The organism is Streptomyces sp. Root431 (genome assembly GCF_001426585.1).
In the GTDB taxonomy this organism is placed as follows: Bacteria; Actinomycetota; Actinomycetes; order Streptomycetales; family Streptomycetaceae; genus Streptomyces; species Streptomyces stackebrandtii.
On the sequence record NZ_LMEI01000007.1, the window covers coordinates 318,919 to 344,828 of the forward strand.

Here is a 25,910-nt window from a genome sequence, read left to right on the forward strand (position 1 = left end):
TATGTGCGGACGGTATGCAGCGAGTCGGCGGCCCGAGGACCTCGTCGACGCTTTCGGGATCGAGAAGTGGGAGCCGGAGGAGACCCTGGCCCCCGACTGGAACGTGGCCCCCACCAAAGAGGTCTGGGCCGTACTGGAGCGTCCTCTTAAGGACGCCGAATCGAGGCGGCCGGTTCGCCAGCTGCGCGCACTGAAATGGGGCCTCGTCCCGTCCTGGTCGAAGTCGCCGGAGGGCGCCGCCCGGATGATCAACGCGCGCGCGGAGACCCTCCACGAGAAGCCCTCCTTCAAGCGCGCCTTCGCGGCCCGCCGCTGCATCCTGCCCGCCGACGGCTACTACGAATGGGTGACCGGCGCGGGGGAGCGGGACCTGGAGGTGGAGGGGAAGAAGAAGAGGCCGCGGAAGCAGCCGTACTTCGTGACCCCGGCGGACGGCTCGGTCTTCGCGATGGCCGGCCTCTACGAGTTCTGGCGCGACCGCACCCTCCCCGACGACCACCCCTCCGCGTGGTGGGTGACCTGCTCGGTCGTCACCACCGAGGCCGAGACGGGCCCGCTGGGCGTGGCCCCGGCCGAGGGCCCGCGCTCGCTCGCCGACATCCACCCCCGGATGCCGCTGATGCTGACGGAGGACCGCTGGGACGCCTGGCTCGACCCGGCCCGCACCGGAGAGGAGGAGCTGCGCGCACTGCTCACCGCGCCGCCGGAGGGGCTGATGCGGGCCTACCCGGTGTCGACGGCGGTCAGCAACGTCCGCAACAACGGCCCCGAGCTCCTGACGGAGCTGGAGGGCCCGGAGGTCGGCACGCTGTTCTGACCGTTCCGGAGGAGCGGAACGGAGGCAGGATGGGGGCGTGACCGACGTGACACAGTACGAGACCGTTTCCACCGACGCCGGTGAGGCGCGCATCACCTGGTACGAGGCGACGGAGCCGTGGGCCGTCCTCGCCCTCGGCCACGGCGCCGGCGGCGGCATCGAGGCCCGCGACCTCCAGGCCCTGGCCGGCGCGCTGCCGGCCCGCGGCGTGACCACGGCCCTCGTCGAGCAGCCCTGGCGCGTGGCCGGCAAGAAGGTCGCGCCCGCGCCGAAGACCCTCGACACCGGCTGGCGCGGCCTGTGGCCGGCCCTCGCGAAGCCCGGACTCCCCGTGATCGCGGGCGGCCGCAGCGCCGGCGCCCGGGTCGCCTGCCGGACCGGGAGCGAACTGGGCGCGCTCGCCGTCCTCGCGCTGAGCTTCCCCCTCCACCCGCCGGGGAAGCCGGAGCGCTCCCGCGCCGACGAGCTCCTCGGCACCGCCCTGCCCACGCTCGTCGTGCAGGGCGGCAACGACCCCTTCGGACGCCCCGAGGAGTTCCCCGCGGGCCCGCACGCGCTCGTCGAGGTGCCGTACGGAGACCACGGCTTCGCCGTGCCCAAGCGCGCGCCGCTCACCCAAGACGAGGCTCTGGACGGGCTCGTGGCCGGCGTCGCCGCGTGGCTCGTCACACTGCGCTGACACCGGCTCCCGTACCGGGAATGTTGAGCGGGGCACCTCTGTTGTGGAGAGCGTCGGTGTGAGACCAAGGAAGAGGGAGTCCGTCGCATGGGTTCGACCATCTGCCCCGAGCGCGCGCAGGCCGCTGACCTCGACTGGACAGTGCTGCCCGCGCCCAAGATCGCCCCTATTCGGGCGGCGGGCGGAGCGGTTCCTCGTCTATCCTCCGAAACGAGTGGGTCCGCCTTCGGGCTCGCCACCACGCTGGAGGAGGTGGGTCCGGTCACTGGGACCGACACAGGGACCGACGACGGCCCCGAGGAGACGACCGCGGAGCGCAACGCGCGCTTCGAGCGGGACGCCCTCGGATTCCTCGACCAGATGTACTCCGCCGCCCTGCGCATGACGCGCAACCCCGCGGACGCAGAGGACCTGGTGCAGGAGACCTACGCGAAGGCGTACGGATCCTTCCACCAGTTCCGCGAGGGCACGAACCTCAAGGCGTGGCTGTACCGCATCCTCACGAACACCTTCATCAACTCGTACCGCAAGAAGCAGCGTGAGCCCCAGCGCAGTGCCGCCGAGGAGATCGAGGACTGGCAGCTCGCCCGTGCCGAGTCGCACATGTCGACCGGACTGCGCTCCGCCGAGTCGCAGGCGCTGGACCACCTTCCCGACTCCGACGTGAAGGAAGCGCTGCAGGCGATCCCCGAGGAGTTCCGCATCGCCGTCTATCTGGCGGATGTCGAGGGCTTTGCCTACAAGGAGATCGCGGACATCATGGGGACACCCATCGGTACGGTGATGTCCCGACTGCACCGGGGCCGCCGCCAGCTGCGCGGCATGCTCGAGGACTACGCCCGCGACCGCGGGCTGGTACCCGCGGGCGCCGGAGAGTCGTCGAACGATCTGAAAGGCTCGGGCTCATGAGCTGCGGAGAGCCGCACGAGACGGATTGCTCAGAGGTCCTGGATCATCTCTACGAGTTCCTCGACAAAGAGATGCCCGACAGCGACTGCACCAAGTTCGAGGTGCACTTCGAGGAGTGCTCCCCGTGCCTGGAGAAGTACGGCCTGGAGCAGGCGGTGAAGAAGCTCGTCAAGCGCTGCTGCGGCAGTGACGACGTCCCCACCGACCTGCGGTCCAAGGTCATGGGCCGGATCGACCTGATCCGCTCGGGACAGCTGGTGCCCGAGCAGGACATCACGGCGGTCGCCCCGGCGACGCCCGCTCCCCAGGAGTAGGCACGCCCGCTCCCCAGAAGTAGGCAGGACGTGCCCCGGCGCACCGGGGACGAAGGCCGCCGCGAAGTGATCGCGGCGGCCTCACGCATTTATCGGCTTGTATCACCCGATGGTGCGAATCGGCCGCAGCACCGCCTCTCGGGCCGCCCAACTCGCTAGCGTGACGGCTGTGATGGGCGTGAAGGTCATTCCGCGGGCGGCCGCCGTGTACATCTGCTGCGCCCTGCTCGCCGCCGGGGCTTGCACGCTGCCCGCCCTGCGCCCCGGCGCTGCCACCCCCTGGGGCACCGTCGCGCTCCTCGCCGCCCTGTACGCGCTCTGCGAGCTGCCCGCCCGCTGCCGCATCCTCGGCCGCTCCCTCGGCGGCTCCGTCCCCATGGGCACCGGCTCCTTCTTCCCCGTCCTGCTCGCCTCCGCGCTGCTCCTGCCGCCCGCGGCCGCCGCGCTCACCGCCGTGCCCGGCAGCCTCCTCGCCCGCGTCGAGGAGCCGCCCGCCGGACCGCGCCGCGCCTGGCGGGCCGCCGCCACGGCCCTCGCCGTCTGGGCCGCCGCCCAGGCCGCCGGGGCCCTCGGCAGCGGCACCGCCCTCGGCCACGGACCGGCCGCCCCCGACTTCCCGTACGCGCTGCTGCCCGCCGGCGCCGCCGCGCTCGCCTTCTGCCTGGCCCTGACCGCCCTCGACGGCGGCATCCGGGCCACCGCCGACGGCCTGCCCGCCGGGGCCGCCTGGCGCGGGCTCCTCGGGCGGGCCCTCGCCCCGCACGCCGTGCACGGACTCGCCGGGCTGATGATGGCCGTGCTCTGGCGCAGCTCGTACGGACCGGCCGCGGCCCTCTTCGTCCTGCTGCCGATGTACATCTCCTGCTGGGTCTTCGCCCAGTACCACCGCGAGCGGGCCGCCCACCAGGCCACCATCCGCGCCCTCGTCCAGGCCGTCGACATCAAGGACCGGTACACCCGCGGCCACAGCGAACGCGTCGGCCACGCCTCCGTCCTGATCGCCCGTGAGCTCGGCATGGCGGAGGACCGGCTCGACGTCGTGCGGTTCGCCGGCATCCTCCACGACGTCGGCAAGCTGGGCGTGCCCACGCGCGTGCTCCGCAAGGATGGGCCGCTGACGCCGGAGGAACGCCGGGTCATCGAACTGCACCCCGAGTACGGCCACGAGATGGTCCGGGGCATCGGCTTCCTCGGCGAGGCCCGGTCCGCGATCCTCCACCACCACGAGCGCATGGACGGCAGCGGCTACCCGTACGGGCTGCACGGCGAGCAGATCCCCGAGTTCGCCCGGATGGTCGCCGTCGCCGACGCCTTCGACGCGATGACCTCCACCCGCTCCTACAGCCGGGCCCGCCCGGTCCCGACCGCCGTCGCCGAGCTGGAGCGCTGCGCGGGCAGCCACTTCGACCCCCGGATGGTCGCCGCCCTGGTCCGGGCCCTGGACCGGCACGGCTGGCAGACCGGCGTCACCGCCGACGAGACCACGGCGGCGGGCCCGCCCGGCGGGAGGGTGCCTCCGCCGCGCGAAGAGTCCGTGCGGACCGAGGACCCGCCGGTGCGGACCGAGGCCCCGGCCGCACGTGCTGCCGAGAACCCGGCCGCACGTGCTGCCGAGAACTCGGACGTACGCACCGAGGCCCCGGACGTACGCACCGAAGACCCGGATGTACGCACCGAACACCCGGACGTACGCACCAAGGATCCGGAACCCCGCCCCGAAGATTCGGACGTACGGCCCAAGGAGCGCGCATGAGGCCCGGGGTCCTCACCGTCGGCGCCGTGTACGGGGCGGCCCTGCTGCTGAGCCTCGCCGGATTCGGCGCCACCCTCTGGTACGGCGTCGACGAGCCCGGCAACGCCCTCGCCTTCGGCACGCTCATCGCCCTCGGCGAGCTCGCCCGCTGGGGCGCCGTCCCCGGCGAGCGCGAGGCGGCGCCGCTCGCCGCCGCGGGAGCCCTCGCGTACGCCCTGCTCGGTACGGACGCCGGGACCGCCACCACCCACGGCGTCCTCCAGATCGTCGCCGTCGTCGTCGCGGGAGCCCTCGCCGGGATCGTCCCCCACCTGGCCAGGGGCCACGGCCCGGGCGCCGACCACGTCGCCCGCCGCATCCTCACCGTCACCTTCGCCGCCCTCTGCTTCCAGCCCCTCTACAACTCCGGCGCCGTCGTCGAGCACCTCGGCGAGGGCCCGCCGTACGCCTTCTTCCTGCTGCTCCTGCTCTGCCTGACCGCCCTCTGCGACGCCGTGCTCGCCGCCCTCCTCCTCCGCGCCCGCACCGGATTCCCGTACGGCCCCCTCCTCCGCGACGAGCTGCGCGCCCTCCTCGGCATCGGCTCCGCCGTCTGCGCCACCGGCGCCGTCATGGCGCTCGGCGTGGCTGCCGCCGGGCTGTGGGCGCTGCCCGTGCTCGCCGTCCCGCTCCTGCTCACCCAGGTCTCCTTCCGGCGGTACGCGGCCGTGCGCACCGTCAACCGGCAGACCATCGCCTCGCTCGCCCGCGCCACCGAGATCGCCGGCTGCACCCCGCCCGGCCACGCCCGCCGGGTCGCCGCCCTCAGCACCGCCGTGGGGCGCGAGCTGGGCCTCTCGGGGCCCGAGCTGGCCGTCCTCGAACACGCGGCGCTCATGCACGACATCGGACAGCTCTCCCTCGTCGACCCGGTCGAGGGCGGCGCGACCGCCCTCCTCCCGGCCGAGGAGCAGCGCCGGATCGCCCTCCTGGGCGGCGAGGTCGTCCGCAGGACCGGGGTCGCCGCGGCCGTCGCCGTGGTCGTCGAGCGGCAGGCCGACCCGTACCGCGACCAGCCGCTGCCCGCCCGGATCGTCCGGGCCGTGAACGCCTACGACGACCTCGCGGGCGACGGCGCGGGCGCCGCCCTCGAAGCTCTGGAGCGGCTCCGCCTCGGCACCGCGCGGGACTATCACCCGGACGTCGTCGAATGCCTGGCCAGGGTCCTGGCGCGGGGCGGAGCCGGTGGGGTGACCTCGACGATCGCTGGGTAACCCATGGGTAATGAGCGCGCGTCCGACCGGGCATGGTTGGATGCGAACAAGAGGGTGAAAGCGACCGGCAGGCGGGAATCGTGAGGATCTTCGGGAAGGTACGGCATCGGCCCTCCGCCTCGTGGCGGCAGGCCACCGACCGCGCGTTCACGCTGATCGGCGACGGCCGGTACGAGGACGCGGGCGCGCTGCTGACACGTGCGGCGGATCTGGAGCCCTGGCTCTCGGAGTCCTGGTTCAACCTGGCCCTGCTGCACAAGTTCCGGCACGACTGGGAACAGGCCAGGGCCGCCGGGCTGCGCGCGGTCGCGCTGCTCGACAAGGAGACCGGCGCCCCCGACTGGTGGAACGTCGGCATCGCCGCCACCGCGCTCCAGGACTGGCCGCTGGCCCGCCGCGCCTGGCAGGCGTACGGCCTCAAGGTGCCAGGGGCCGCCTCCGGCACCGGCGAGCCCGCCGGCATGGAGCTGGGCAGCGCCGCCGTCCGACTCTCGCCCGAGGGCGAGGCCGAGGTCGTGTGGGGCCGCAGGCTCGACCCGGCCCGCATCGAGGTCCTCTCCATCCCGCTGCCGTCCTCCGGGCGCCGCTGGGGCGAGGTCGTCCTCCACGACGGCGTGCCGAACGGCGAGCGCACCACCACCGCGGGACCGTCCTACCCGGTCTTCGACGAGATCGAGCTGTGGGCGCCGTCCCCCGTCCCCACCTGGGTGGTCCTCCTGGAGGCCGCCACCGAGGCCGACCGGGACGCCCTGGAGCAGCTCGCCGCGGAGGCGGGCTTCGCCGCCGAGGACTGGTCGTCGTCCGTGCGGCTGCTCTGCCGTGCCTGCTCGGAGTCGACCATGCCGAGCGCCGAGGGCGAGGGCGAGCACTCCGACCCGCACGACCACAGCGAGCCGGGGCATCCCGGGCCGCTCGGCCACCGCTCGCCCGGCGAGCTGTGGGTCCCGGAGCGGGAGTGCGGCATCGCGGCCCCGGCGGGCCTGGTGCGCGGGCTCCTCGACGGATGGGTGGCCGACAGCCCGGACAGCCGTGAGTGGCGGGATCTGGAAGAGGTCTGCTGACGCTGCCCGTAGGCTGTACGGGATCGTTTACTGGGGTTCCGAGGAAGGCACGCGCCGGTCATGACGCAGCAGGACACTGACGAGCAGATCAACGAAGGAAACGACGGGTTCGTCGTGGACACGGAGGACTGCGAGGCGCGCGAGCTCGCCTACCGCGAGCGCGGTACGGCCCGCCCGATCACTGTCGTCGGCAACCCGGTGCTCCACAAGGAGTGCAAGGACGTCACCGAGTTCGACGGTGAGCTCGCGGCGCTGATCGACGACATGTTCGCCAGCCAGAAGGCCGCCGAGGGCGTGGGCCTGGCCGCGAACCAGATCGGTGTGGACCTCAAGGTCTTCGTCTACGACTGCCCGGACGACGAGGGCGTCCGGCACACCGGTGTCGTGGTCAACCCGGTCCTGGAGGAGCTGCCGGCCGACCAGCGCCACCTCGACGAGTCCAACGAGGGCTGCCTGTCCGTGCCGACGGCCTACGCCGAGCTCGGCCGCCCCGACTACGCGGTCGTCAGCGGCCAGGACGCCCAGGGCAACCCGATCAAGGTGCGCGGCACCGGCTACTTCGCCCGCTGCCTCCAGCACGAGACGGACCACCTGTACGGCTACCTGTACATCGACCGCCTCTCCAAGCGCGACCGCAAGGACGCCCTGCGCCAGATGGAAGAGGGCACCCCGCGGTACGAGACCGTGCCGAACGCCTGATCGCCGTACGGCGAAGGGCCCCGCACTACGAGAGTGCGGGGCCCTTCGCCGTATCCGTACGGACTAGAAGTCCTCGTCCAGGTCCACCGAGCCCTCGACGGCCACCTGGTAGGCGGACGGGCGGCGCTCGAAGAAGTTGGTCAGCTCCTGGACACCCTGGAGCTCCATGAACGCGAACGGGTTCTCCGAGCCGTACACCGGGGCGAAGCCGAGGCGCTGGAGGCGCTGGTCGGCGACGCACTGGAGGTACTCGCGCATCGACTCGGTGTTCATGCCGGGCAGGCCGTCGCCGCAGAGGTCGCGGCCGAACTGCAGCTCCGCCTCCACGGCCTCCTTCAGCATGTCGGTGACCTGCTGCTGGAGGGCGTCGTCGAAGAGCTCCGGCTCCTCCTTGCGGACGGTGTCCACGACCTCGAAGGCGAAGTTCATGTGCATCGTCTCGTCGCGGAACACCCAGTTGGTGCCGGTCGCCAGGCCGTGCAGCAGGCCGCGGGACCGGAACCAGTACACGTACGCGAAGGCGCCGTAGAAGAACAGGCCCTCGATGCACGCCGCGAAGCAGATCAGGTTCAGCAGGAAGCGGCGGCGGTCGGCCTGGGTCTCCAGGCGGTCGATCTTCTCCACCGAGTCCATCCAGCGGAAGCAGAACTGCGCCTTCTCGCGGATGGACGGGATCTCCTCGACCGCGTCGAACGCGGCGGCGCGGTCGTCCGGGTCGGGCAGGTAGGTGTCGAGCAGCGTCAGATAGAACTGGACGTGCACGGCCTCCTCGAACAGCTGGCGCGAGAGGTAGAGCCGCGCCTCGGGGGAGTTGATGTGCTTGTACAGCGTCAGCACGAGGTTGTTCGACACGATCGAGTCGCCCGTCGCGAAGAACGCGACCAGCCGGCCGATCATGTGCTGCTCACCGGGGGTGAGCTTGGCGAGGTCGGCGACGTCCGAGTGGAGGTCGACCTCCTCGACCGTCCAGGTGTTCTTGATCGCGTCGCGGTAGCGCTCGTAGAAGTCCGGGTAGCGCATCGGACGGAGAGTCAGCTCGAAGCCAGGGTCGAGGAGGTTCTTGTTCTCGCTGGTGCTCATTACTGGCAGGCCTCGCAGGACTCGGGGTTTTCCAGGGAGCAGGCGAGGGCGTCCGCGTCGGGGGTCGCCTGCTGGACGGGGATGGTGGCGGCGGCCGTCGACGCCTGGGCGGCGCGGGCGATCCGGGTCGCCGGGCGCGAGCGCAGGTAGTACGTCGTCTTCAGACCCTGCTTCCAGGCGTACGCGTACATCGACGACAGCTTGCCGATCGTCGGCGTCTCCAGGAACAGGTTCAGGGACTGCGACTGGTCGAGGAACGGGGTGCGGGCGGCGGCCATGTCGATCAGGCCGCGCTGCGGGATCTCCCAGGCCGTGCGGTACAGCTCGCGCACCTCGGCCGGGATCCAGGTGAAGCCCGCGACCGAGCCGCTGGCGTCGCGCAGCGCGTCCCGGGTCTGGGCGTCCCACACGCCGAGCCGCTTCAGCTCGTCGACGAGGTACGAGTTGACCTGGAGGAACTCGCCCGACAGCGTCTCGCGCTTGAAGAGGTTGGAGACCTGCGGCTCGATGCACTCGTAGACGCCCGCGATCGAGGCGATGGTCGCCGTCGGCGCGATCGCCAGGAGCAGGCTGTTGCGCATGCCGACCGCGGCGATCCGCTCGCGCAGGGCCGCCCAGCGCTCCGGCCAGTTGAGCTCCACGTCGTAGTGGTCCGGGTGCAGGACACCGCGGGCGGCGCGGGTCTTGTCCCAGGCGGGGACCGGGCCGTTGCGCTCGGCGAGGTCGGCGGAGGCCTCGTACGCGGCGAGCATGATCCGCTCGGCGATACGGGTGGACAGCGCGCGCGCCTCGGGGGAGTCGAACGGCAGCTTCAGCTGGAAGAAGACGTCCTGGAGGCCCATCGCGCCCAGGCCCACCGGCCGCCAGCGGGCGTTGGAGCGCCCGGCCTGCTCGGTCGGGTAGAAGTTGATGTCGACGACCCGGTCGAGGAAGGTGACGGCCGTACGGACGGTCGCGTCGAGGCGCTCCCAGTCGATGTCCGAACCGACGACGAACGCGCCGAGGTTGACCGAGCCCAGGTTGCAGACCGCGGTCTCGCCGTCGTCCGTGACCTCCAGGATCTCCGTGCAGAGGTTGGAGGAGTGGACGGTGTGGCCCGGCTCGGCGGTCTGGTTGGCCGTCCGGTTCGAGGCGTCCTTGAAGGTCATCCAGCCGTTGCCGGTCTGGGCCAGGGTCCGCATCATCCGGCCGTACAGGTCGCGGGCCGGCATCGTCTTGCGGGCCAGGCCCTTCGCCTCGGCGGCGCGGTAGGCGGCGTCGAACTCCTCGCCCCACAGGTCGACGAGCTCGGGCACGTCCGCCGGGGAGAAGAGCGACCACTCGGCGTCGGCGTTGACGCGGCGCATGAACTCGTCCGGGATCCAGTGCGCCAGGTTCAGGTTGTGCGTACGGCGCTGGTCCTCGCCCGTGTTGTCGCGGAGCTCCAGGAACTCCTCGATGTCCGCGTGCCAGGTCTCCAGGTAGACGGCGGCGGCGCCCTTGCGGCGGCCGCCCTGGTTCACGGCGGCGACGGAGGCGTCGAGCGTCTTCAGGAACGGGACGATGCCGTTCGAGTGCCCGTTGGTGCCGCGGATGAGGGAACCGCGGGCGCGGATACGGGAGTAGGAGAGGCCGATGCCGCCGGCGTGCTTCGAGAGGCGCGCGACCTGGTGGTAGCGGTCGTAGATGGAGTCCAGCTCGTCCTGCGGGGAGTCGAGGAGGTAGCAGGAGGACATCTGCGGGTGGCGGGTGCCGGAGTTGAAGAGCGTGGGGGAGGAGGGGAGGTAGTCGAGACGGCTCATCAGGCCGTACAGCGACGCCACCTCGTCCAGCGCGCGGACGCTCTCGTCCTCGGCGAGGCCGCAGGCGACCCGGAGCATGAAGTGCTGGGGGGTCTCGATCACCTTGCGGGTGATCGGGTGGCGCAGCAGGTAGCGCGAGAAGAGGGTGCGCAGACCGAAGTAGCCGAAGCGGTCGTCGGCGGCCTGGTCGATGGTCGCGTCGAGCCGGTCCGCGTGAAGCGCGACGAAGTCGGCGGTGCGGTCGGCGATCAGACCCTCGCGGTGGCCGACGGCCACGGAGGCCGAGAAGCAGACGGCGCCCTGGCCGGCCGCCTCTTCGGCGATGGTGATCGTCAGGAGCCGGGCGGCGAGCCGGGAGTAGGCCGGGTCCTCGGAGATCAGGCCGGCGGCCGCCTCGGTGGCCAGCTCGCGCAGTTCCGCCTCGTCCGACGTGGCGCTGCGGCCGCGGAGCGCGGCGGCGGCGACCTTGCCGGGGTCGGTGTCGGGGAGGTCGGCGGTGAGATCGGTCAGGGTCCGCAGCAGTACGGTGCCGGGGCCGTCGCTCTCGATCGCCGTTGCCGGATCGGCGGGCGCGATGGTCACGTGGGGGCTCTCCCTCGCTCGGCTCGGGGCCGCGGCGGGGGAAGGCGGGCAGGCGGGCATCCGTGCGCCGGACGCGCCGCGTCCACCGGCCCACTCCGCGAGGCCCGGACGTCAGTGACACCCGGAACGGACGGACCGGGCGCGCTGTCGGCAGGTCCTCGGACTCACTTCGTACGAAACCGCACGTAAGCACACCGTTGCGGGACAGTTCCGGATTCGCGCCGGATTCCCCTGCGTCGACAGCGAGGACGAGCATACATGTGGGGGGCGCCGCTCGCGGAACCCCCCACATGTTGTGTCGTCCGTGTGTCAGAACTCCAGGGCGTACGTCCGCAGCCGGTGGCCCGGAATCGGCTCCCAGTCCCGCTCGGGGGTGCGGACGAAGCCCATGCGCTCGTAGATCCGGTGCGCCGAGACCATCTTCGCGTCCGTGGACAGCACGAGCCGCACGCAGCCCGGCAGGGCCCGTGCCCGGTCCGCACAGACGCGTACGAGGGCCTCTCCGACGCCCCTGCCGCGGGCCCCGGGGGCGACCACGAGCATCCGGAACTCGGCCTCGCCGGGACCGGCGATGTCCGCCCACGGGGTGGAGCCGGGGGCGAAGGTCACCCCGCCGATGATCCGGCCGTCCTCGTCGGCGGCGACGAGCACCTCGGCCTCGCGGGCCCGCCGGGCCGTGTCCCGCAGCACATCCAGGTAGAAGTCGTCTGCGCCGTGCAGCAGCAGCCCGTCGTCGAGGTAGGTCCGCCCGGTGAGTTCCCCGAGCTCCTCGTGTTCTTCGGGGCGTACCGCCCTGATCGTGAAGTCCATGGGGGCAGTGTGCACCGGGCGTACGGGAAGGGGCCCGGGATTTCCTGGCGGAGATCCCGGGCCCCTTCCGATGTACTGCCAGGTCAGTGCGCTCCGGCGCCGACCTTCGGGTCCGCCTGCGGGTCCGTGTCCGGCTTCGCCGTGCGGGCCGGCGCGTCGGCCGTGTAGTCCGACGGGGAGGTCTCGTCGATGCCCTCGGGGGCCTTCAGGGCCTTGAGGACGAAGGTCAGGACGACCGTGACGACGACGTTGAGGACGAAGGCGGTGAGACCGATGTAGCCGATCTCGCCGATGCCCGGGATCTCGGCGGAGGAACCGCCGAAGTGCTTCTGCGTCGGGCTGGCGACGCCGTACGCGGCGACGGTGCCGTAGACCATGCCGACGGCCCAGCCGGCGAGCAGCGCCCAGCGGTGGAACCAGCGGGTGAAGAGGCCGCCGACCAGGGCCGGGAAGGTCTGGAGGATCCAGATTCCGCCGAGCAGCTGGAAGTTGATCGCGACCGTCTTGTCCATGGTGAGGACGAAGGCCAGCGCGCCGACCTTCACCAGGAGCGAGACGAGCTTGGAGACCTTGGTCTCCTGGGCCGGGGTCGCGTCCGGCTTGATGAAGTCCTTGTAGATGTTGCGGGTGAAGAGGTTCGCCGCGGCGATCGACATGATCGCGGCCGGGACGAGCGCGCCGATGCCGATCGCGGCGAAGGCGACGCCCGCGAACCAGTCCGGGAACATCGTCTCGAAGAGCTGCGGGATGGCGAGCTGGCCGTTCTTGACCTGGATCCCGGCGGCGATCGCCATGAAGCCGAGCAGCGCGAGCAGGCCCAGCATCAGCGAGTACAGCGGCAGGATCGTGGTGTTGCGGCGGATGACCTCACGGCTGCGCGAGGACAGGGTCGCCGTGATGGAGTGCGGGTACATGAAGAGCGCGAGCGCCGAGCCGAGCGCCAGCGTCGCGTACGTCCACTGTCCGGCCTCGCCGGGGACGAGCGTGCCGCGCGGCTTGCCGGTCGCCGGGTTGGTCTGCGCGTAGGCCTCGCCGGCCTTGGCGAAGATCTCGTCGAAGCCGCCGAGCTTGATCGGGATGTAGATGATCGCCACGGCGATGACGATGTAGATCAGGGTGTCCTTGACGAAGGCGATGAGCGCGGGCGCGCGCAGCCCCGAGGAGTACGTGTACGCCGCGAGGACGCCGAAGGCGATGAGCAGCGGCAGGTCCTTGACGAACCAGTGCGTGGTCTCGCCGCCGCCGACGCCCATGACGTCCAGGACGGCCTGGATGCCGACGAGCTGGAGCGCGATGTACGGCATGGTCGCGAGGATGCCGGTGACGGCCACCGCGAGCGACAGGCCCTTGGAGCCGAAGCGGCCGCGCACGAAGTCGGAGGTGGTGACGTACCCGTGCTTGTGCGAGACCGACCAGAGGCGCGGCAGGAAGGTGAAGATGAGCGGGTACACCAGGATCGTGTACGGGACGGCGAAGAAGCCGGCCGCGCCCGCCGCGTAGATGGCCGCGGGGACCGCGACGAAGGTGTAGGCCGTGTAGAGGTCGCCGCCGAGCAGGAACCAGGTCACCCAGGTGCCGAACGACCGGCCGCCCAGGCCCCATTCGTCGAGGCTGTTCTCGTTCTCGGCCTTGCGCCAGCGCGCGGCCAGGAAGCCCATGACCGTGACGGCCACGAAGAAGAAGACGAAGACGGCGAGCGCCACGCCGTTCACGCCGGTGACGTCCTTCATCGCGCGTCACCTCCCTTGCGGGCACGCTGGTCCAGCTGCCACAGCTTGTACGCGATCATGGTGAGAGCGGTGGAGATCAGCACCCAGAGCATCTGGTACCAGTAGAAGAACGGGATGCCCGCGAAGAGCGGTTCGGCCTTCGCGTAGGAGCTCACCCAGAGCATCGCCACGAACGGTGCGAACAGACAGAGCGCTATCACCACCCGCAAGGGGGTGATGGTCGGTTGTTTCCCTTGTGTCGCTTCTGACATGGCGATTTCGTCCCCTCGCTGATCACCTGGGTAATGCTGGGGAAATCTAGGGGACGCATACGCTCCGCGGAACCCCTGTCCGCATAACGGAAGTGAATCCCCTGGAACGCGAAAACGAGGAGGGCCGCCGACTCCTCGGCAACCCTCCTCGTCAGGTGTGCGGATCCGCTCAGCCGTTGGGCCGCTTGAGGCGCGCCACGAACTTGTAGCGGTCGCCGCGGTAGACGGACCGCACCCATTCCACCGGCTCGCCCTGGGCGTCCAGAGAATGGCGGGAAAGCATCAGCATCGGCAGGCCCACGTCCGTACCGAGCAGACCGGCCTCGCGCGGGGTGGCGAGGGAGGTCTCGATGGTCTCCTCGGCCTCGGCGAGGTGGACGTCGTAGACCTCGGCGAGGGCCGTGTACAGCGAGGTGTACTTCACCAGCGAGCGGCGCAGCGCGGGGAAGCGTTTGGCCGAAAGATGGGTGGTCTCGATCGCCATCGGCTCGCCGCTCGCCAGACGCAGCCGCTCGATGCGCAGCACCCGGCCGCCGGCCGAGATGTCGAGCAGTCCGGCGAGCGTGTCGTCGGCGGTGACGTACCCGATGTCGAGGAGCTGCGAGGTGGGCTCGAGGCCCTGGGCGCGCATGTCCTCCGTGTACGAGGTGAGCTGCAGGGCCTGCGAGACCTTGGGCTTCGCCACGAAGGTGCCCTTGCCCTGGATGCGTTCCAGCCGGCCCTCGACGACCAGCTCCTGGAGCGCCTGGCGCACGGTGGTGCGCGAGGTGTCGAACTCGGCGGCGAGCGTCCGCTCCGGCGGGACCGGTGTGCCGGGCGGCAGGGTCTCCGTCATGTCGAGCAAGTGCCGCTTCAGTCGGTAGTACTTGGGCACGCGCGCGGTGCGAGTGGCGACCCCGCCCTCCGGTTCCGTGCTGCCCGCGTCCCTGGCCATGGCCTGCCTTCCCGACTCCTGTGCTGCTGCCGTCACCGGCTCCTCCGTCTGTAGCGGCTCACATGGTGGCACGGACCGGTCACGGGTCGTCGCCCTACCTCAGGTGTCGGTCCGATAACGGACGCGACTGCCCTTCTTATACACCCTTGACACCCCTAAAGGTCTAGGCCAAGCTCCGGGTACTGGTCTAAACCATTAAAGACCAGGTCCCAGCCCCATCAAGCACTACCCGACGTATGTCTTCGCGCGGTGGGCAGGGGTTGCAGGCATCCCTGAGGAGGGTGGCGTGAAGCGCAAGCTCATCGCGGCGATCGGCGTCGCGGGCATGATGGTCTCTATTGCCGCGTGTGGTTCGGACGGCGACAAGAAGGACTCCGACGCCGGCAAGCCGTCGGCCGGTGGCAGCAAGAACCTGACCGTCTGGGTCATGGACGGGTCCGCCCCGGACGCCTGGATGACCGAGGTCAACAAGGCCTTCGAGGCCAAGCACCCGGGCGTCAAGGTCAAGGTCGAGAAGCAGATCTGGAACGGCATCCAGGAGAAGGTCACCACCGCCCTCTCCGAGGACACCCCGCCGGACGTCCTCGAGCTCGGCAACACCCAGACCGCGGGTTACGCCGTCACGGGCGGCCTCGCCGACCTGACCGGCGACAAGGCCAAGCTCGGCTACGACGGCTGGAACAAGGGCATGGTCGCCTCCAGCGAGCTGGACGGCAAGCTCTACTCCGCCCCGTGGTACGCCGCCAACCGCGTCGTCATCTACGACAAGGCCGCCTACAAGAAGGCCGGCGTCACGCCGCCGAAGACCCGCGCCGAGTGGATCGACGGTCTCAAGAAGCTCAAGGCCGCCGACCCGAAGTCGCAGGCGATCTACCTGCCGGGTCAGTCCTGGTACATCCTCGCCGGTCTCATCTGGGACGAGGGCAGCGACCTGGCGGTCAAGGACGGCGACAAGTGGAAGGGCAACCTGTCCTCCCCCGAGGCCGTCAACGCCATGAACTTCTACAAGGAGCTCGCGGCCTTCTCCAACGCTCCGAAGGACAAGGACGAGGGCACCCCGCAGCAGTCCACCGACATCATCCCCAAGGGTGGCGTGGCGTCCTGGATCGGTCTCGGCTGGGAGGCCGGCGGCGCGATCGACGCCATGAAGAAGGCCGGCAAGACCGCCGACTTCGGCTACTTCCCGATCCCGGGCAAGACCGCCGACAAGCCGGGCTCCGTCTTCCTCGGTGGCTCCAACCTCGCCATCGCCGAGCGCTCCCAGAACAAGGAGCTCGCGAAGGAGTGGCTGGCCCTCGCCGCCGGCAAGGAGTACATGACGAAGTACGCCGTCGCCACCGAGGGCGGTCTGCTTCCCAACACCGACGCCGCGCAGTTCAAGCCGGCCGCGGGCTCCTTCGCCGAGTCGATGGCCGCCTCGTCGGTCTCCGGCAAGGTCACCCCGGTCACCCCGGGCTGGGCGAACGTCGAGACCGCCCCGAACCCGATCAAGGACTACATGACCAAGGTCCTGAAGGGTGCGGACGCCAAGTCCGCCGCCGAGGCGGCCGACAAGGTCATCAACGAGCGCATCAACCAGCAGTAATCCGTAGCCCCGGTGGTGCGGCCGGTGTCGCACCGGCCGCACCACCGGCGCTTTGCAGTGATGCAGTGTGATCAGCGGCCCGCTCCCCCGGGCCGCGTCCCGGTGGGCGCGGGAGCCCCAGAACCGCGAGGAATAAGACCATGACCGTGGACTCCCAGGGGACGGCGACCGCCGGTCCCCAGGACGCGCCCGGGAGGGCGGCAGGGAAGTCTCAGACTCCGCCACCCCCTTCCGGTACGAAGGAAGTCCTTCAGCCCTCGCGTGGCAGGCGCTCCCTGCCCAGCGGGCTGCTGCCGTACCTGCTCGTCGCCCCCGCCCTGCTGTCCATGGCGGTGCTGCTGCTCTACCCGCTGATCCGCAATGTGATCCTCTCCTTCCAGCAGCTGAACCGGAAAGAGTTCATCACCCGCGAGACGGTCTGGACCGGCTTCGACAACTACACGAAGCTCCTCGGTGACTCGCACTTCTGGTCCGTCACCATCCGAAGCATCGTCTTCACGGCCCTCAACGTCGCCCTGATCATGCTGATCGGCACGTGCATCGGCCTGCTGCTGAACCGCCTCGGCAAGAAGATGCGACTGGTCCTCTCGCTGTCCCTGATGTTCGCCTGGGCCATGCCGATCGTCGCCTCCGTCACCGTCTTCCGCTGGCTCTTCGACGAGCAGTTCGGCGTCGCGAACTGGGTGATGCGGACGCTGGGCTTCTCCGGCTACGACCAGCACAACTGGTTCGAGACCGGCTTCTCCACCCTCGTCATCATCCTGATCCTGCTCGTCTGGGGCTCCGTGCCCTTCGTCGCCCTCAACATGTACGCCGGCCTGACCACCGTCGGGACCGAGCTGTACGAGGCCGCCAAGATGGACGGCGCCAGCGGCTGGCGGACCTTCTGGGCCGTGGTCTTCCCGAACCTGAAGTCCTTCTTCATGATCACCACGTTCCTGGAGATCATCTGGATCTTCAAGGCGTTCGCGCAGGTCTACGCCATGAACCAGGGCGGCCCCGACCGCGGCTCCGAGACCCTCCCGGTCTTCGCCTACATCGAGGGCGTCGGCCAGTTCCACTACGGTGTCGCCGCCGCCATCTCCATCCTGACGATCGTGATGCTCATCGCGGTCATGTCCTTCTACTTCCGCCTGATCCTGAAGCAGGAGGAGGAGCTGTGAGCACCACCACCCGGACTCCGCAGAAGCTGCGCACCAGGAAGCCGATCACGGTCGGCGCGGTCGCCAAGAACCTCAGCGCCCTCGTCATCGCGGTGGTGTTCGTCTTCCCCGTCTACTGGATGTTCTCGTCCTCGCTGAAGCCGCAGCACGAGATCATGACGAAGGACCCGATCTTCGTCTTCACGCCGACGCTGGACAACTACACGACGGCCACCGGCGTCGACCTGTTCTGGACCTACGTGCAGAACAGCCTCACCGTCACCATCGGCGCGGTGCTGCTCGCCCTCCTCGTCGCCCTGGCCGCGAGCTTCGCGATCGCCCGCATGAAGTTCAAGGGACGCAAGGGCATCGTCCTCATCGTGATGATGGCGCAGATGGCCCCCTGGGAGGTCATGGTCATCGCGATGTACATGATCTCCCGTGAGAACGACATGCTGAACAGCATCCCGATGCTCACGCTCATCTACTTCGTGATGGTCCTCCCCTTCACCATCTGGACCCTGCGCGGCTTCATCGCCGCCGTCCCGGTCGAGCTGGAGGAGGCCGCCCAGATCGACGGCTGCACCCGGGGCCAGGCCTTCCGCAAGGTGATCTTCCCGCTCCTCGCTCCCGGCCTCATGTCGACCTCGCTCTTCGGCTTCATCACCGCCTGGAACGAGTTCGCCATGATCCTCATGCTGAACAAGGACAAGGAGTCGCAGACCCTGACGCTCTGGCTGACCCAGTTCCAGACCGCGTTCGGCAGCGACTGGGGCGCCACCATGGCCGCCTCCACGCTCTTCGCCCTCCCCGTGCTCATCGTGTTCCTCTTCCTCCAGCGCAAGGCCGTCGGCGGCATGACCGCCGGCGCGGTGAAGGGATAACGGCGTCTCATGACCACTCTCGTACACGGCTCGGACACCCTCACCCGTGACGCGCTCACGGTGCTCCAGCCCGGCTTCGTCGGCACCACAGCCCCCGACTGGCTGCGTCGCCACATCGGCGAGGGCCTGTCCTCGGTCGGCCTCTTCGGCCGGAACATCGTCAGCCCCGAGCAGCTCGCCGCGCTCACCGCGCAACTGCGGGCCGAGCGGGACGACGTCCTCGTCGCCATCGACGAGGAGGGCGGGGACGTCACCCGCCTCGAGGTCAAGCAGGGCTCGTCCTTCCCCGGCAGCTACGCCCTGGGCAGCGTCGACGACGTCGAGCTCACCCGGGCCGTGGCCCGCGAGCTCGGCCGCCGGCTCGCCCAGTGCGGCGTCGACCTCAACTGGGCGCCCTCGGCGGACGTCAACTCCAACGCGGAGAACCCGGTCATCGGCGTCCGGTCCTTCGGGCCGGACCCGGACCTGGTCGCCCGGCACACCGTGGCGTACGTCGACGGCCTCCAGGGCGTCGGGGTCGCGGCCTGCACGAAGCACTTCCCGGGACACGGCGACACCAACGTCGACTCGCACGACGCGCTGCCCCGGATCGATGTGGACCTCGCCACACTGCACGCCCGTGAGCTGGTACCTTTCCGCGCCGCCATCGCCGCGGGTACCAAAGCCGTCATGAGCGCGCATATCCTGCTCTCCGCGCTCGACCCGCACCGTCCGGCCACCCTGAGCCCGCAGATCCTCACCGGTCTGCTGCGCCAGGAGCTGGGCTTCGAGGGGCTGATTGTCACCGACGGCATGGAGATGCAGGCCGTCGCGGCGACGTACGGCATCGAGCGCGGATCCGTCCTCGCGATCGCCGCGGGCGCCGACGCCATCTGCGTCGGCGGCGGGCTGTGCGACGAGGACACCGTACTGCGACTGCGCGACGCGCTGGTCGACGCGGTACGGACCGGTGAACTGCCCGAGGAGCGGCTGGCCGACGCCGCGGCGCGCGTGCGCGCCCTGGCGGCCTGGACCCAGTCGCACCGGGCCAGGGGGGCCGAATCGACGCCGGGCGCGGCAGTGCAGGAGGGGACCGCGCCCGGCGCCGACATCGGACTCGTGGCGGCCCGCCGGGCCCTCAAGGTGACCCGCGGGGAGCAGCCCTACACCCCGATTTCGAGCGCTCCCTACGTGGCCTCCTTCACCCCGGTCGCGAACTTCGCGGTCGGCGACGAGACGCCCTGGGGCATCGCGGCGGAGCTGGAGCGCCTGCTGCCCGGCACGGAGACCGGCTCGTACGCCGAGGCCTCCGTGGACGCCATCCTCGCCGCCGCGGGGGAGCGCCGGATCGTCGCGGTCGTCCGTGACGCCCACCGCCACCCGTGGATGACCGAGGCCCTGGACGGCCTCCTCGCGGCCCGCCCCGACACCGTCGTGGTCGAGATGGGCCTCAACGAGGCGGAGCCCCGCGGGGCCCTGCACATCGCCACGCACGGTGCGGCCCGCGTCTGCGGCCGCGCGGCGGCCGAGGCCGTGGCCGGCACCGGCAGCTGAGCACCGCCCGTACGCGAAGGGGCCCGGCACCTGAACCAGGTGCCGGGCCCCTTCGTCGTACCGCTTAGATGCCCTGCCAGGCGGGCTTGTTCGCGAAGGTGTGGCGGAAGTAGTCCGCGAGCTTCAGCTTGGAGGCCGCTGCCTCGTCCACGACGACCGTGGCGTGCGGGTGCAGCTGGAGCGCGGAGGCCGGTACGAGCGCCGCCACCGGGCCCTCGACGGTCTGCGCCACGGCCTCGGCCTTGCCCTCGCCGGTGGCGAGCAGCACCAGGTGCCGGGCCTCCAGGATGGTGCCGATGCCCTGGGTGATGACGTGGTGCGGCACCTGCTCGATGTCGTTGTCGAAGAAGCGCGCGTTGTCCACGCGGGTCTGCTCGGTGAGCGTCTTGATCCGGGTGCGCGAGGCGAGCGAGGAGCACGGCTCGTTGAAGCCGATGTGCCCGTCGGTGCCGATGCCCAGGATCTGCAGGTCCACCCCACCGGCCTCGGCGAGCGCCTTGTCGTACGCCTCGCAGGCCGCCAGGACGTCCTCGGCGGAGCCGTCGGGGCCCATGAAGGCCTCCGGGGAGAGCCCGAGCGGCTCGACGACCTGGCGGAGCACGGTGGAGCGGTACGACTCGGGGTGCCCGGAGGGCAGTCCGACGTACTCGTCCAGCTGGGCGATCCGGGCGCGGGAGGCGTCCACGGAGCCGGCCGCGACCTGAGCGGTCAGGGCGTCGTAGATGGGGATCGGAGTCGAACCCGTGGCCACGCCGAGCAGCGCGTCGGGCTTGCGGCGCAGGAGGCCGGCGATGCCGTCCGCGATGAGCTCGCCGCCCGCCTTGGCGTCCTTGACGATGACAACTTCCACGCTGTGCCTGCCGATCTGGTGGAGGGGCTGGGGGAGGGGCCATGTGGTATAGACCAATCAAAGCCAAATCTAGCAGAGGGGAGGCCGTCTCCTCATGTCGTTCCGCGGTGCGGACGGCACCGGCACCATCGTCTGCCGCCCCCGTCCCCCCAGCCACTCGAACCCCCAGCCCTGGGCCCCCGTGCCCCCTCTGTGCCCCCTCGCGCCGGCTCAGGACAGGGAGCCGCCCGTGGCGTCGATCCAATGGCCCGTCACCCAGCGCGCGTCATCGGAGGCCAGGAAGGCCACCACGTCCGCTATCTCCGCCGGCGTCCCGACCCCGCCGAGCGCCGACATCGCCGCCGCCCCCGCCCAGGCCTGCTCGTCGCCCCGCAGCCAGCCGGCGTTGATGTCCGTGTCCACGATCCCCGGCGCCACCGCGTTGACCGTGATCCGCCGGGGCCCGAGGACCTTCGAGAGGTCCCGGGTGAAGACGTCCAGCGCGGCCTTCGACATCGAGTAGGCGATCAGGTCCGGCATGACGGCCGCCTTGGTCAGGCCGGTCGACACGTTGATGATCCGGCCGCCGTCCCGGAGCCGCTCCGCGCCCAGTTGTGCGAGGAAGAACGGCGCCTTGGTGTTGACGGCGAAGACCCGGTCGTACTCCTCGTCGTCGAGGGTCGCGAACGGCTTCGACGCCGCGATCCCCGCGTTGTTCACCAGGATGTCCAGGCCGCCGTCCCCGCCGACGGCCGCGTCGAACGCCTCCCACAGGGCCGCCGCGTCCCCCGGCACCCCCAGCTCCTGCCCGATCGCGAAGGCCTCGCCGCCGGCCGCCTCGATCGCCGTGACGGTCTCCTTCGCCGCGGTCTCGTTGCTCCCGTAGTGCACGGCGACCCGCGCGCCCTCGCGGCCCAGCCGCTCGGCGATGCCCCGCCCGATGCCCCGGCTGCCGCCCGTGACCAGTGCCGTCCTGCCTGCGAGCACGCCCATGGCGACGCCCCCCTTGTTTGTGTAGTGGTCGTTACGAAAAGACCGTACCCCACTTTTGCTAGCGTGCGCTATAGAATTCACTCCATGGCGACGAGACAGCGCGGCCGGCCCCGCTCCTTCGACCGGCTCACGGCCCTGGAGCAGGCCACGATGGCCTTCTGGGAGCACGGCTACGAGACGACCTCCGTCTCCGACCTCACCCGCGCCATGGGCATCAGCGCACCCAGCCTCTACGCGGCGTTCGGCGACAAGAAGACGCTCTTCGAAGAGGTCGTCGAGGCGTACGCGGGGTCGTACGGGTCGTACGGCGGCCGCGCTTTCGCCGAGGAGCCGACGGCCCGCGGCGCCATCGGGCGCGTCCTGCGGGAGGCGGCGGAGCTCTTCACGGAGTCGGGTCACCCGCGCGGCTGCCTGATGATCTCCGCCGCGACCAACTGCTCGACCCCCGAGGTCGAGGAGGCCCTCCGGGCGCGCCGGGAGGCCAACCTGACCTCCTTCGAGGCCCGGATCAGCAGGGGGATCGAGGCGGGGGAGCTGTCACCCGGCACCGACGCCCGCGCGCTCGCCCGCTTCAGCGGCGCCGTACTCCAGGGCATGTCCCAGCAGGCCCGCGACGGGGCGACTCGGGAGGATCTCGCGGCGATCGCGGAGTGGGCGATGCGGTCCTGGCCTGCGGAAACGACCCCGGCGATCACGCCAGGGGCGGCCCAGGAAACGGCCTCGGAAACACCCGCGGGCTACGGCGCCTGACGGGACCCTCAACCCGTCCGGCACCGCAGCCCGGAGTTGCTCGGCCGGGGGTGTGCGGTCCCTCGGCCGTGTGGGAGGTCTCGACGCAGTCAGGGCAGAGAGCGTCGGGTACCTCGTTCCATCCTCCTGTGCGGGGAGGATGGAGGCTTATAGCGTTCATTGTGGACTAGACCATTCTTGTCTGTCCATCCACAGGAACGCGGTCCTTCCCGGCCCATCCTCCAACACGGACGCCCGGAGATCCAGGTTCACCGCCCCTGCAATTCCGCAGGTACCCTCGCACCGTGCCCTCCATGAACGACCTTGTGCGCCAGCACACAGCCCTGAGCGACTCCGACCTCGAGTGGCTCCACCTGCTGGTGTCGGAGTGGCAGCTGCTCTCCGACCTCTCCTTCGCCGACCTCGTCCTGTGGGTTCCGACCCTCGACGGCACGCGATACGTCTCCGTCGCCCAGATGCGGCCCAACACCGGCCCCACCTCCTACCAGGACGACATGGTCGGCCACCTGGTGCCGCGCGGCCGCCGCCCCCTGCTCGACGCCGCCCTCGACGAGGGCCGGATCGTCCGCGAGGGCGACCCCGAGTGGCGCGAGGAGGTCCCCGTACGGGTCGAGTCCATCCCCGTGCGCCGCGAGGGCCGGGTCCTCGGCGTCATCGCCCGCAACACCAACCTGCTCACCGTCCGCACGCCCTCGCGCCTGGAGCTCACCTACCTCCAGTCCGCCTCGGACCTCGCGCAGATGATCGCGGCCGGAACGTTTCCCTTCCCCGGCGAGCAGGTCGACATGGACTCCTCGCCGCGCGCCGGCGACGGCCTCGTCCGCCTGGACGCGGAGGGCGTCGTCCAGTACGCCTCGCCCAACGCCCTCTCCGCCTACCACCGGCTCGGGCTCGCCGCCGATCTCGTCGGCCAGCACCTCGGCCAGATCACCGCGGAGTTCGCCCCGTCCCGCGGCCCGGTCGACGAAGCCCTGGTCAAGCTGGCCTCCGGCTACGCGCCGCGCGAGTTCGAGGTCGAGGGCAACGGCGGAGTGATCCAGCTGCGGGCGATCCCGCTCAGCCCCAAGGGCACCCGGATCGGCTCGCTCGTCCTCCTCCGCGACGTCACCGAACTGCGCCGCCGAGAGCGCGAGTTGATCACCAAGGACGCCACCATCCGGGAGATCCACCACCGGGTGAAGAACAACCTCCAGACGGTGGCCGCCCTGTTGCGCCTCCAGGCCCGCCGGATGGACTCCGACCGCGGCCGCGAGGCGCTCAACGAGGCCGTGCGGCGCGTCGGTTCGATCGCCATCGTCCACGAGACGCTGTCTCAGAACCTGGACGAGCGCGTCGAGTTCGACGAGATCGCCGACCGGGTGATCGCGATGGTCGCCGAGATCTCCCCGGGCAAGGTCACCTGCCGGCGCAACGGCCGCTTCGGCATTCTCGACGCCGAGGTCGCGACCCCGCTCTCCATGGTCCTCACGGAGATCCTCCAGAACGCCCTGGAACACGCCTTCGCCCAGGGCGAGCAGGGCACCGTCGAGGTCACCGCCGTCCGAGGCGAGCCCCGCATGGACGCCCGGCTCCTGATCACGGTCCAGGACGACGGCCGCGGTCTGCCCGAGGGCTTCGACCCGCAGCGGGCCGGCAACCTCGGACTCCAGATCGTACGGACGCTGGTGGAGGGGGAGTTGGGCGGAACCTTCGACATGGTCCCCGGCGCCGAGCGCGGCACGAAGGTAATCCTCGACATCCCCGTACTGGCGCAGAAGTAAGCAGAGGCAAGGCGAACACAGCAGCGAGCCCCGGACCGAGGAAATCGGTCCGGGGCTCGAATGCTGTGGGTTACTGCTGCGCGCTGCGACTCGAGGGCGGTGATTGCATACGCGATGTATGCGCCGCTGGCCTCAGGCTTTCGGCGGGGTGTCAGGCGGTAGCGTTACGCGCCCGGTTGCGAGCGGCACGGCGCTTCATTGCGCGGCGCTCGTCCTCGCTGAGGCCACCCCAGACGCCGGAGTCCTGGCCGGACTCGAGCGCCCACTGCAGGCACTGCTCCATGACGGGGCAGCGGCGGCAGACGGCCTTGGCTTCCTCGATCTGCAGCAGCGCAGGACCGGTGTTGCCGATGGGGAAGAACAGCTCGGGGTCTTCCTCACGACAAACGGCGTTGTGACGCCAGTCCATGGCTGCTACCTCTCTAAGGTGTTACAAGCTGGTTGCTTGTGAATGTGAACGCTTTCACGAATCCCCCCGTAAGTGAAGGGCCGACTGCCAGATGAACTGGTGTGGTCCTGGTGTTAAGGAGGGGTTCTGACTCTCACTGGAGGCCGGTGTTGCGGGCCGTCCCGATCGCCAAGAAGAGACTCGCAAACCTCGGACGGGGATACAACCCCTTCCGGAAAGTTTTTTTTGATTCCTCGGTGTCGACTAGGTCACAGCCGTACTTCTAAGGGGTGGATGCCAGCCTAAACGTTCGAGTGAAAGGACTTTGGGCCCTTCCACTCACACAATCACACGCAGTGCACGGCGAACGCCTGTGAACGTCACGCTCGTACGCAGTCCGAGGTGGTCTCCGTCCATCTGAAGGGGGAGCGGAACCTTGGAATGCAAGGTGAAGTCGGTCAGGTCGTGCAGAGTCACGGCGTGCTTGCCGCGGGGCCCTCGTTCCGGCGTGGAAGTGAGCAGCTGGGTGGCGTAGCGGGCCACCGCGGGGGTGGAGAGACGGCTCAGTCCGAGCACGTCGAGAGCTGTTTCGAAGGACGCCTCCGGGGACGCGTACACCGGACGATTGCCCAGGTAGGTCCAGGGGGAGGTGTTGCAGATTATGGAGAGGACGAGGTCCTCGACCGGCTCCGCGCCGGGGCGCTCCAGGGTGATCGTGCCGTGCCGCCGGTTCGGTTCCTCCAGGAACTGGCGGAACACCTGGCGCAGATAAAGGGCGTGCGTGGATCTCTTTCCGCGTTCCCTCTGCTGTTCGACCCGGCCGATGACGCTCGCGTCGAATCCGAGGCCGGCGCAGAAGGTGAACCAGCGCGACGGCACCCCTTCGTCCTCGGTGCCCGGCGTCCCGGCCGCAAGCCCGAGGCTCACTGTGCGTGCCCGCCGCTCACGCAACGCGTCGAGCAGGGCGCCGGTCGCCTCCACGGCGTCGTTCGGCAGTCCGAGCGCGCGGGCGAAGACATTGGTCGAGCCGCCGGGGACGACCGCGAGACCCGGAAGCCGGTCCGGATCGGGCCCGTCGTGCAGCAGTCCGTTGACGACCTCGTTGACCGTGCCGTCGCCGCCGAGGGCCACGACCAGATCGATGGTGCCCGAGTCGGCGGCGCGCCGTCCCAGGTCGCGTGCGTGCCCGCGGTACTCGGTGGTGACCGCCTCCAGCTTCATCTCGCTCGCCAGCGCGTGGATGAGCACGTCACGGGTGCGGGCACTGGTGGTGGTGGCTGCCGGATTGACCACGAGAAGTGCGCGCATGTTCGCCAGCGTACCTACCCGGCGGTACCGATCCCAGCCCAGGCCCACCCGTCGGACACCCCACGGGGCTCGGGCGGGGGACCGC

General features: G+C 70.4%; 24 protein-coding genes and 1 riboswitch. Of the genes, 14 read left to right on the forward strand and 10 right to left on the reverse strand.

Annotated elements, in window-relative coordinates; all coding sequences use genetic code 11:
• Window position 1: 1 nt before the first annotated feature.
• The 8 genes from ASC82_RS08710 (at window position 2) to def (ending at window position 7,485) form a co-directional block, all read left to right on the forward strand.
• A complete protein-coding gene (locus ASC82_RS08710) occupies window positions 2-817 on the forward strand; it encodes an SOS response-associated peptidase (RefSeq protein ID WP_056643920.1) in 816 nt (271 codons plus the stop codon).
• A gap of 37 nt (window positions 818-854) precedes the next feature.
• Window positions 855-1,496 carry an alpha/beta family hydrolase gene (locus tag ASC82_RS08715; RefSeq protein WP_056643922.1) on the forward strand — a complete coding sequence of 214 codons (642 nt, stop codon included), beginning with the start codon at window positions 855-857 and terminating at the stop codon, window positions 1,494-1,496.
• A 252-nt stretch (window positions 1,497-1,748) separates the two neighbouring features.
• Window positions 1,749-2,405 carry a sigma-70 family RNA polymerase sigma factor gene (locus ASC82_RS08720; protein WP_055641410.1) on the forward strand — a complete coding sequence of 219 codons (657 nt, stop codon included), beginning with the start codon at window positions 1,749-1,751 and terminating at the stop codon, window positions 2,403-2,405.
• Entirely contained in the window at window positions 2,402-2,719 is a 318-nt protein-coding gene (gene rsrA / locus ASC82_RS08725) for a mycothiol system anti-sigma-R factor (protein ID WP_024759461.1), read from the forward strand. Before ASC82_RS08720 ends, rsrA begins: the two co-directional genes overlap by 4 nt.
• A 178-nt stretch (window positions 2,720-2,897) precedes the next feature.
• Window positions 2,898-4,472 (forward strand): HD-GYP domain-containing protein, encoded by a 1,575-nt coding sequence (locus tag ASC82_RS08730; protein ID WP_347336075.1) that lies wholly within the window; start codon window positions 2,898-2,900, stop codon window positions 4,470-4,472.
• The gene (locus tag ASC82_RS08735; RefSeq protein WP_056643924.1) at window positions 4,469-5,725 is read left to right on the forward strand and encodes an HD domain-containing protein; all 1,257 of its coding nucleotides are present in this window, start codon (window positions 4,469-4,471) and stop codon (window positions 5,723-5,725) included. Before ASC82_RS08730 ends, ASC82_RS08735 begins: the two co-directional genes overlap by 4 nt.
• 80 nt (window positions 5,726-5,805) lie before the next feature.
• Window positions 5,806-6,786: a hypothetical protein gene (locus ASC82_RS08740; RefSeq protein WP_056643926.1), complete on the forward strand. Its 981-nt coding sequence runs from the start codon at window positions 5,806-5,808 to the stop codon at window positions 6,784-6,786.
• Window positions 6,787-6,846: 60 nt separating this feature from the next.
• Window positions 6,847-7,485 (forward strand): peptide deformylase, encoded by a 639-nt coding sequence (def, locus tag ASC82_RS08745; protein WP_024761175.1) that lies wholly within the window; start codon window positions 6,847-6,849, stop codon window positions 7,483-7,485.
• Between the two features lie 63 nt (window positions 7,486-7,548).
• On the opposite strand, the gene ASC82_RS08750 is transcribed toward def, so the two are convergent.
• The 6 genes from ASC82_RS08750 to ASC82_RS08775 form a co-directional block, all read right to left on the reverse strand.
• Entirely contained in the window at window positions 7,549-8,565 is a 1,017-nt protein-coding gene (locus tag ASC82_RS08750) for a ribonucleotide-diphosphate reductase subunit beta (RefSeq protein WP_024761173.1), read from the reverse strand.
• Complete coding sequence (locus ASC82_RS08755; RefSeq protein WP_056643928.1) at window positions 8,565-10,928, reverse strand: ribonucleoside-diphosphate reductase subunit alpha; 2,364 nt, start codon at window positions 10,926-10,928, stop codon at window positions 8,565-8,567. Before ASC82_RS08755 ends, ASC82_RS08750 begins: the two co-directional genes overlap by 1 nt.
• 131 nt (window positions 10,929-11,059) lie before the next feature.
• Window positions 11,060-11,201, reverse strand: a riboswitch (cobalamin riboswitch).
• Window positions 11,202-11,237: 36 nt separating this feature from the next.
• Window positions 11,238-11,738, reverse strand: a complete 501-nt coding sequence (locus tag ASC82_RS08760; protein ID WP_056643930.1) for a GNAT family N-acetyltransferase — start codon at window positions 11,736-11,738, stop codon at window positions 11,238-11,240.
• An 83-nt stretch (window positions 11,739-11,821) separates the two neighbouring features.
• Window positions 11,822-13,468, reverse strand: a complete 1,647-nt coding sequence (locus ASC82_RS08765; protein ID WP_056643931.1) for a sodium:solute symporter family protein — start codon at window positions 13,466-13,468, stop codon at window positions 11,822-11,824.
• On the reverse strand, window positions 13,465-13,719 hold the full coding sequence (locus ASC82_RS08770) for a DUF3311 domain-containing protein (protein WP_056643933.1): 255 nt from the start codon (window positions 13,717-13,719) through the stop codon (window positions 13,465-13,467). Before ASC82_RS08770 ends, ASC82_RS08765 begins: the two co-directional genes overlap by 4 nt.
• A 169-nt stretch (window positions 13,720-13,888) precedes the next feature.
• Complete coding sequence (locus ASC82_RS08775; protein ID WP_024761167.1) at window positions 13,889-14,653, reverse strand: GntR family transcriptional regulator; 765 nt, start codon at window positions 14,651-14,653, stop codon at window positions 13,889-13,891.
• 286 nt (window positions 14,654-14,939) lie between these two features.
• Here ASC82_RS08775 and ASC82_RS08780 point away from each other — a divergent pair, with 286 nt between their 5' ends.
• The 4 genes from ASC82_RS08780 to ASC82_RS08795 all read left to right on the forward strand — a co-directional run bounded on the left by ASC82_RS08780 (window position 14,940) and on the right by ASC82_RS08795 (window position 19,797).
• Entirely contained in the window at window positions 14,940-16,238 is a 1,299-nt protein-coding gene (locus ASC82_RS08780; protein ID WP_056643935.1) for an extracellular solute-binding protein, read from the forward strand.
• 140 nt (window positions 16,239-16,378) lie between these two features.
• Window positions 16,379-17,401 (forward strand): sugar ABC transporter permease, encoded by a 1,023-nt coding sequence (locus ASC82_RS08785; protein WP_079039162.1) that lies wholly within the window; start codon window positions 16,379-16,381, stop codon window positions 17,399-17,401.
• A 26-nt stretch (window positions 17,402-17,427) separates the two neighbouring features.
• Window positions 17,428-18,264, forward strand: a complete 837-nt coding sequence (locus ASC82_RS08790; RefSeq protein WP_185909411.1) for a carbohydrate ABC transporter permease — start codon at window positions 17,428-17,430, stop codon at window positions 18,262-18,264.
• A gap of 9 nt (window positions 18,265-18,273) precedes the next feature.
• Entirely contained in the window at window positions 18,274-19,797 is a 1,524-nt protein-coding gene (locus tag ASC82_RS08795; protein ID WP_056643937.1) for a glycoside hydrolase family 3 N-terminal domain-containing protein, read from the forward strand.
• A 64-nt stretch (window positions 19,798-19,861) separates the two neighbouring features.
• Here ASC82_RS08795 and nagB read toward each other — a convergent pair whose 3' ends face one another.
• Complete coding sequence (nagB, locus tag ASC82_RS08800) at window positions 19,862-20,647, reverse strand: glucosamine-6-phosphate deaminase (RefSeq protein ID WP_024761162.1); 786 nt, start codon at window positions 20,645-20,647, stop codon at window positions 19,862-19,864.
• 210 nt (window positions 20,648-20,857) lie between these two features.
• On the reverse strand, window positions 20,858-21,619 hold the full coding sequence (locus tag ASC82_RS08805; RefSeq protein ID WP_056643939.1) for an SDR family oxidoreductase: 762 nt from the start codon (window positions 21,617-21,619) through the stop codon (window positions 20,858-20,860).
• A gap of 84 nt (window positions 21,620-21,703) precedes the next feature.
• Between ASC82_RS08805 and ASC82_RS08810 the strand changes: the two genes are divergently transcribed.
• Complete coding sequence (locus ASC82_RS08810) at window positions 21,704-22,369, forward strand: TetR/AcrR family transcriptional regulator (RefSeq protein ID WP_056643941.1); 666 nt, start codon at window positions 21,704-21,706, stop codon at window positions 22,367-22,369.
• 293 nt (window positions 22,370-22,662) lie between these two features.
• Window positions 22,663-24,129, forward strand: coding sequence for a PAS domain-containing sensor histidine kinase (locus ASC82_RS08815; protein WP_056643943.1), 1,467 nt, complete (start codon window positions 22,663-22,665; stop codon window positions 24,127-24,129).
• Window positions 24,130-24,280: 151 nt separating this feature from the next.
• Here the strand turns inward: ASC82_RS08815 and ASC82_RS08820 are convergent, their stop codons facing one another.
• Both ASC82_RS08820 and ASC82_RS08825 read right to left on the reverse strand, forming a co-directional pair.
• Window positions 24,281-24,538, reverse strand: coding sequence for a WhiB family transcriptional regulator (locus ASC82_RS08820; protein WP_004937597.1), 258 nt, complete (start codon window positions 24,536-24,538; stop codon window positions 24,281-24,283).
• 318 nt (window positions 24,539-24,856) lie between these two features.
• Window positions 24,857-25,825: a diacylglycerol kinase family protein gene (locus tag ASC82_RS08825; RefSeq protein WP_056643945.1), complete on the reverse strand. Its 969-nt coding sequence runs from the start codon at window positions 25,823-25,825 to the stop codon at window positions 24,857-24,859.
• Window positions 25,826-25,910: the final 85 nt, after the last annotated feature.

Bases quoted from the DNA above. Each gene is read 5' to 3' on its own strand.
- ASC82_RS08710 (WP_056643920.1), top strand. From the start codon at position 2: ATGTGCGGACGGTATGCAGCGAGTCGGCGGCCCGAGGACCTCGTCGAC.
- rsrA (WP_024759461.1), top strand. From the start codon at position 2,402: ATGAGCTGCGGAGAGCCGCACGAGACGGATTGCTCAGAGGTCCTGGAT.
- ASC82_RS08735 (WP_056643924.1), top strand. From the start codon at position 4,469: ATGAGGCCCGGGGTCCTCACCGTCGGCGCCGTGTACGGGGCGGCCCTG.
- def (WP_024761175.1), top strand. From the start codon at position 6,847: ATGACGCAGCAGGACACTGACGAGCAGATCAACGAAGGAAACGACGGG.
- ASC82_RS08750 (WP_024761173.1), bottom strand. From the start codon at position 8,565: ATGAGCACCAGCGAGAACAAGAACCTCCTCGACCCTGGCTTCGAGCTG.
- ASC82_RS08760 (WP_056643930.1), bottom strand. From the start codon at position 11,738: ATGGACTTCACGATCAGGGCGGTACGCCCCGAAGAACACGAGGAGCTC.
- ASC82_RS08765 (WP_056643931.1), bottom strand. From the start codon at position 13,468: ATGAAGGACGTCACCGGCGTGAACGGCGTGGCGCTCGCCGTCTTCGTC.
- ASC82_RS08770 (WP_056643933.1), bottom strand. From the start codon at position 13,719: ATGTCAGAAGCGACACAAGGGAAACAACCGACCATCACCCCCTTGCGG.
- ASC82_RS08775 (WP_024761167.1), bottom strand. From the start codon at position 14,653: ATGGCCAGGGACGCGGGCAGCACGGAACCGGAGGGCGGGGTCGCCACT.
- ASC82_RS08785 (WP_079039162.1), top strand. From the start codon at position 16,379: ATGACCGTGGACTCCCAGGGGACGGCGACCGCCGGTCCCCAGGACGCG.
- ASC82_RS08795 (WP_056643937.1), top strand. From the start codon at position 18,274: ATGACCACTCTCGTACACGGCTCGGACACCCTCACCCGTGACGCGCTC.
- ASC82_RS08805 (WP_056643939.1), bottom strand. From the start codon at position 21,619: ATGGGCGTGCTCGCAGGCAGGACGGCACTGGTCACGGGCGGCAGCCGG.
- ASC82_RS08810 (WP_056643941.1), top strand. From the start codon at position 21,704: ATGGCGACGAGACAGCGCGGCCGGCCCCGCTCCTTCGACCGGCTCACG.
- ASC82_RS08815 (WP_056643943.1), top strand. From the start codon at position 22,663: ATGAACGACCTTGTGCGCCAGCACACAGCCCTGAGCGACTCCGACCTC.
- ASC82_RS08820 (WP_004937597.1), bottom strand. From the start codon at position 24,538: ATGGACTGGCGTCACAACGCCGTTTGTCGTGAGGAAGACCCCGAGCTG.
- ASC82_RS08825 (WP_056643945.1), bottom strand. From the start codon at position 25,825: ATGCGCGCACTTCTCGTGGTCAATCCGGCAGCCACCACCACCAGTGCC.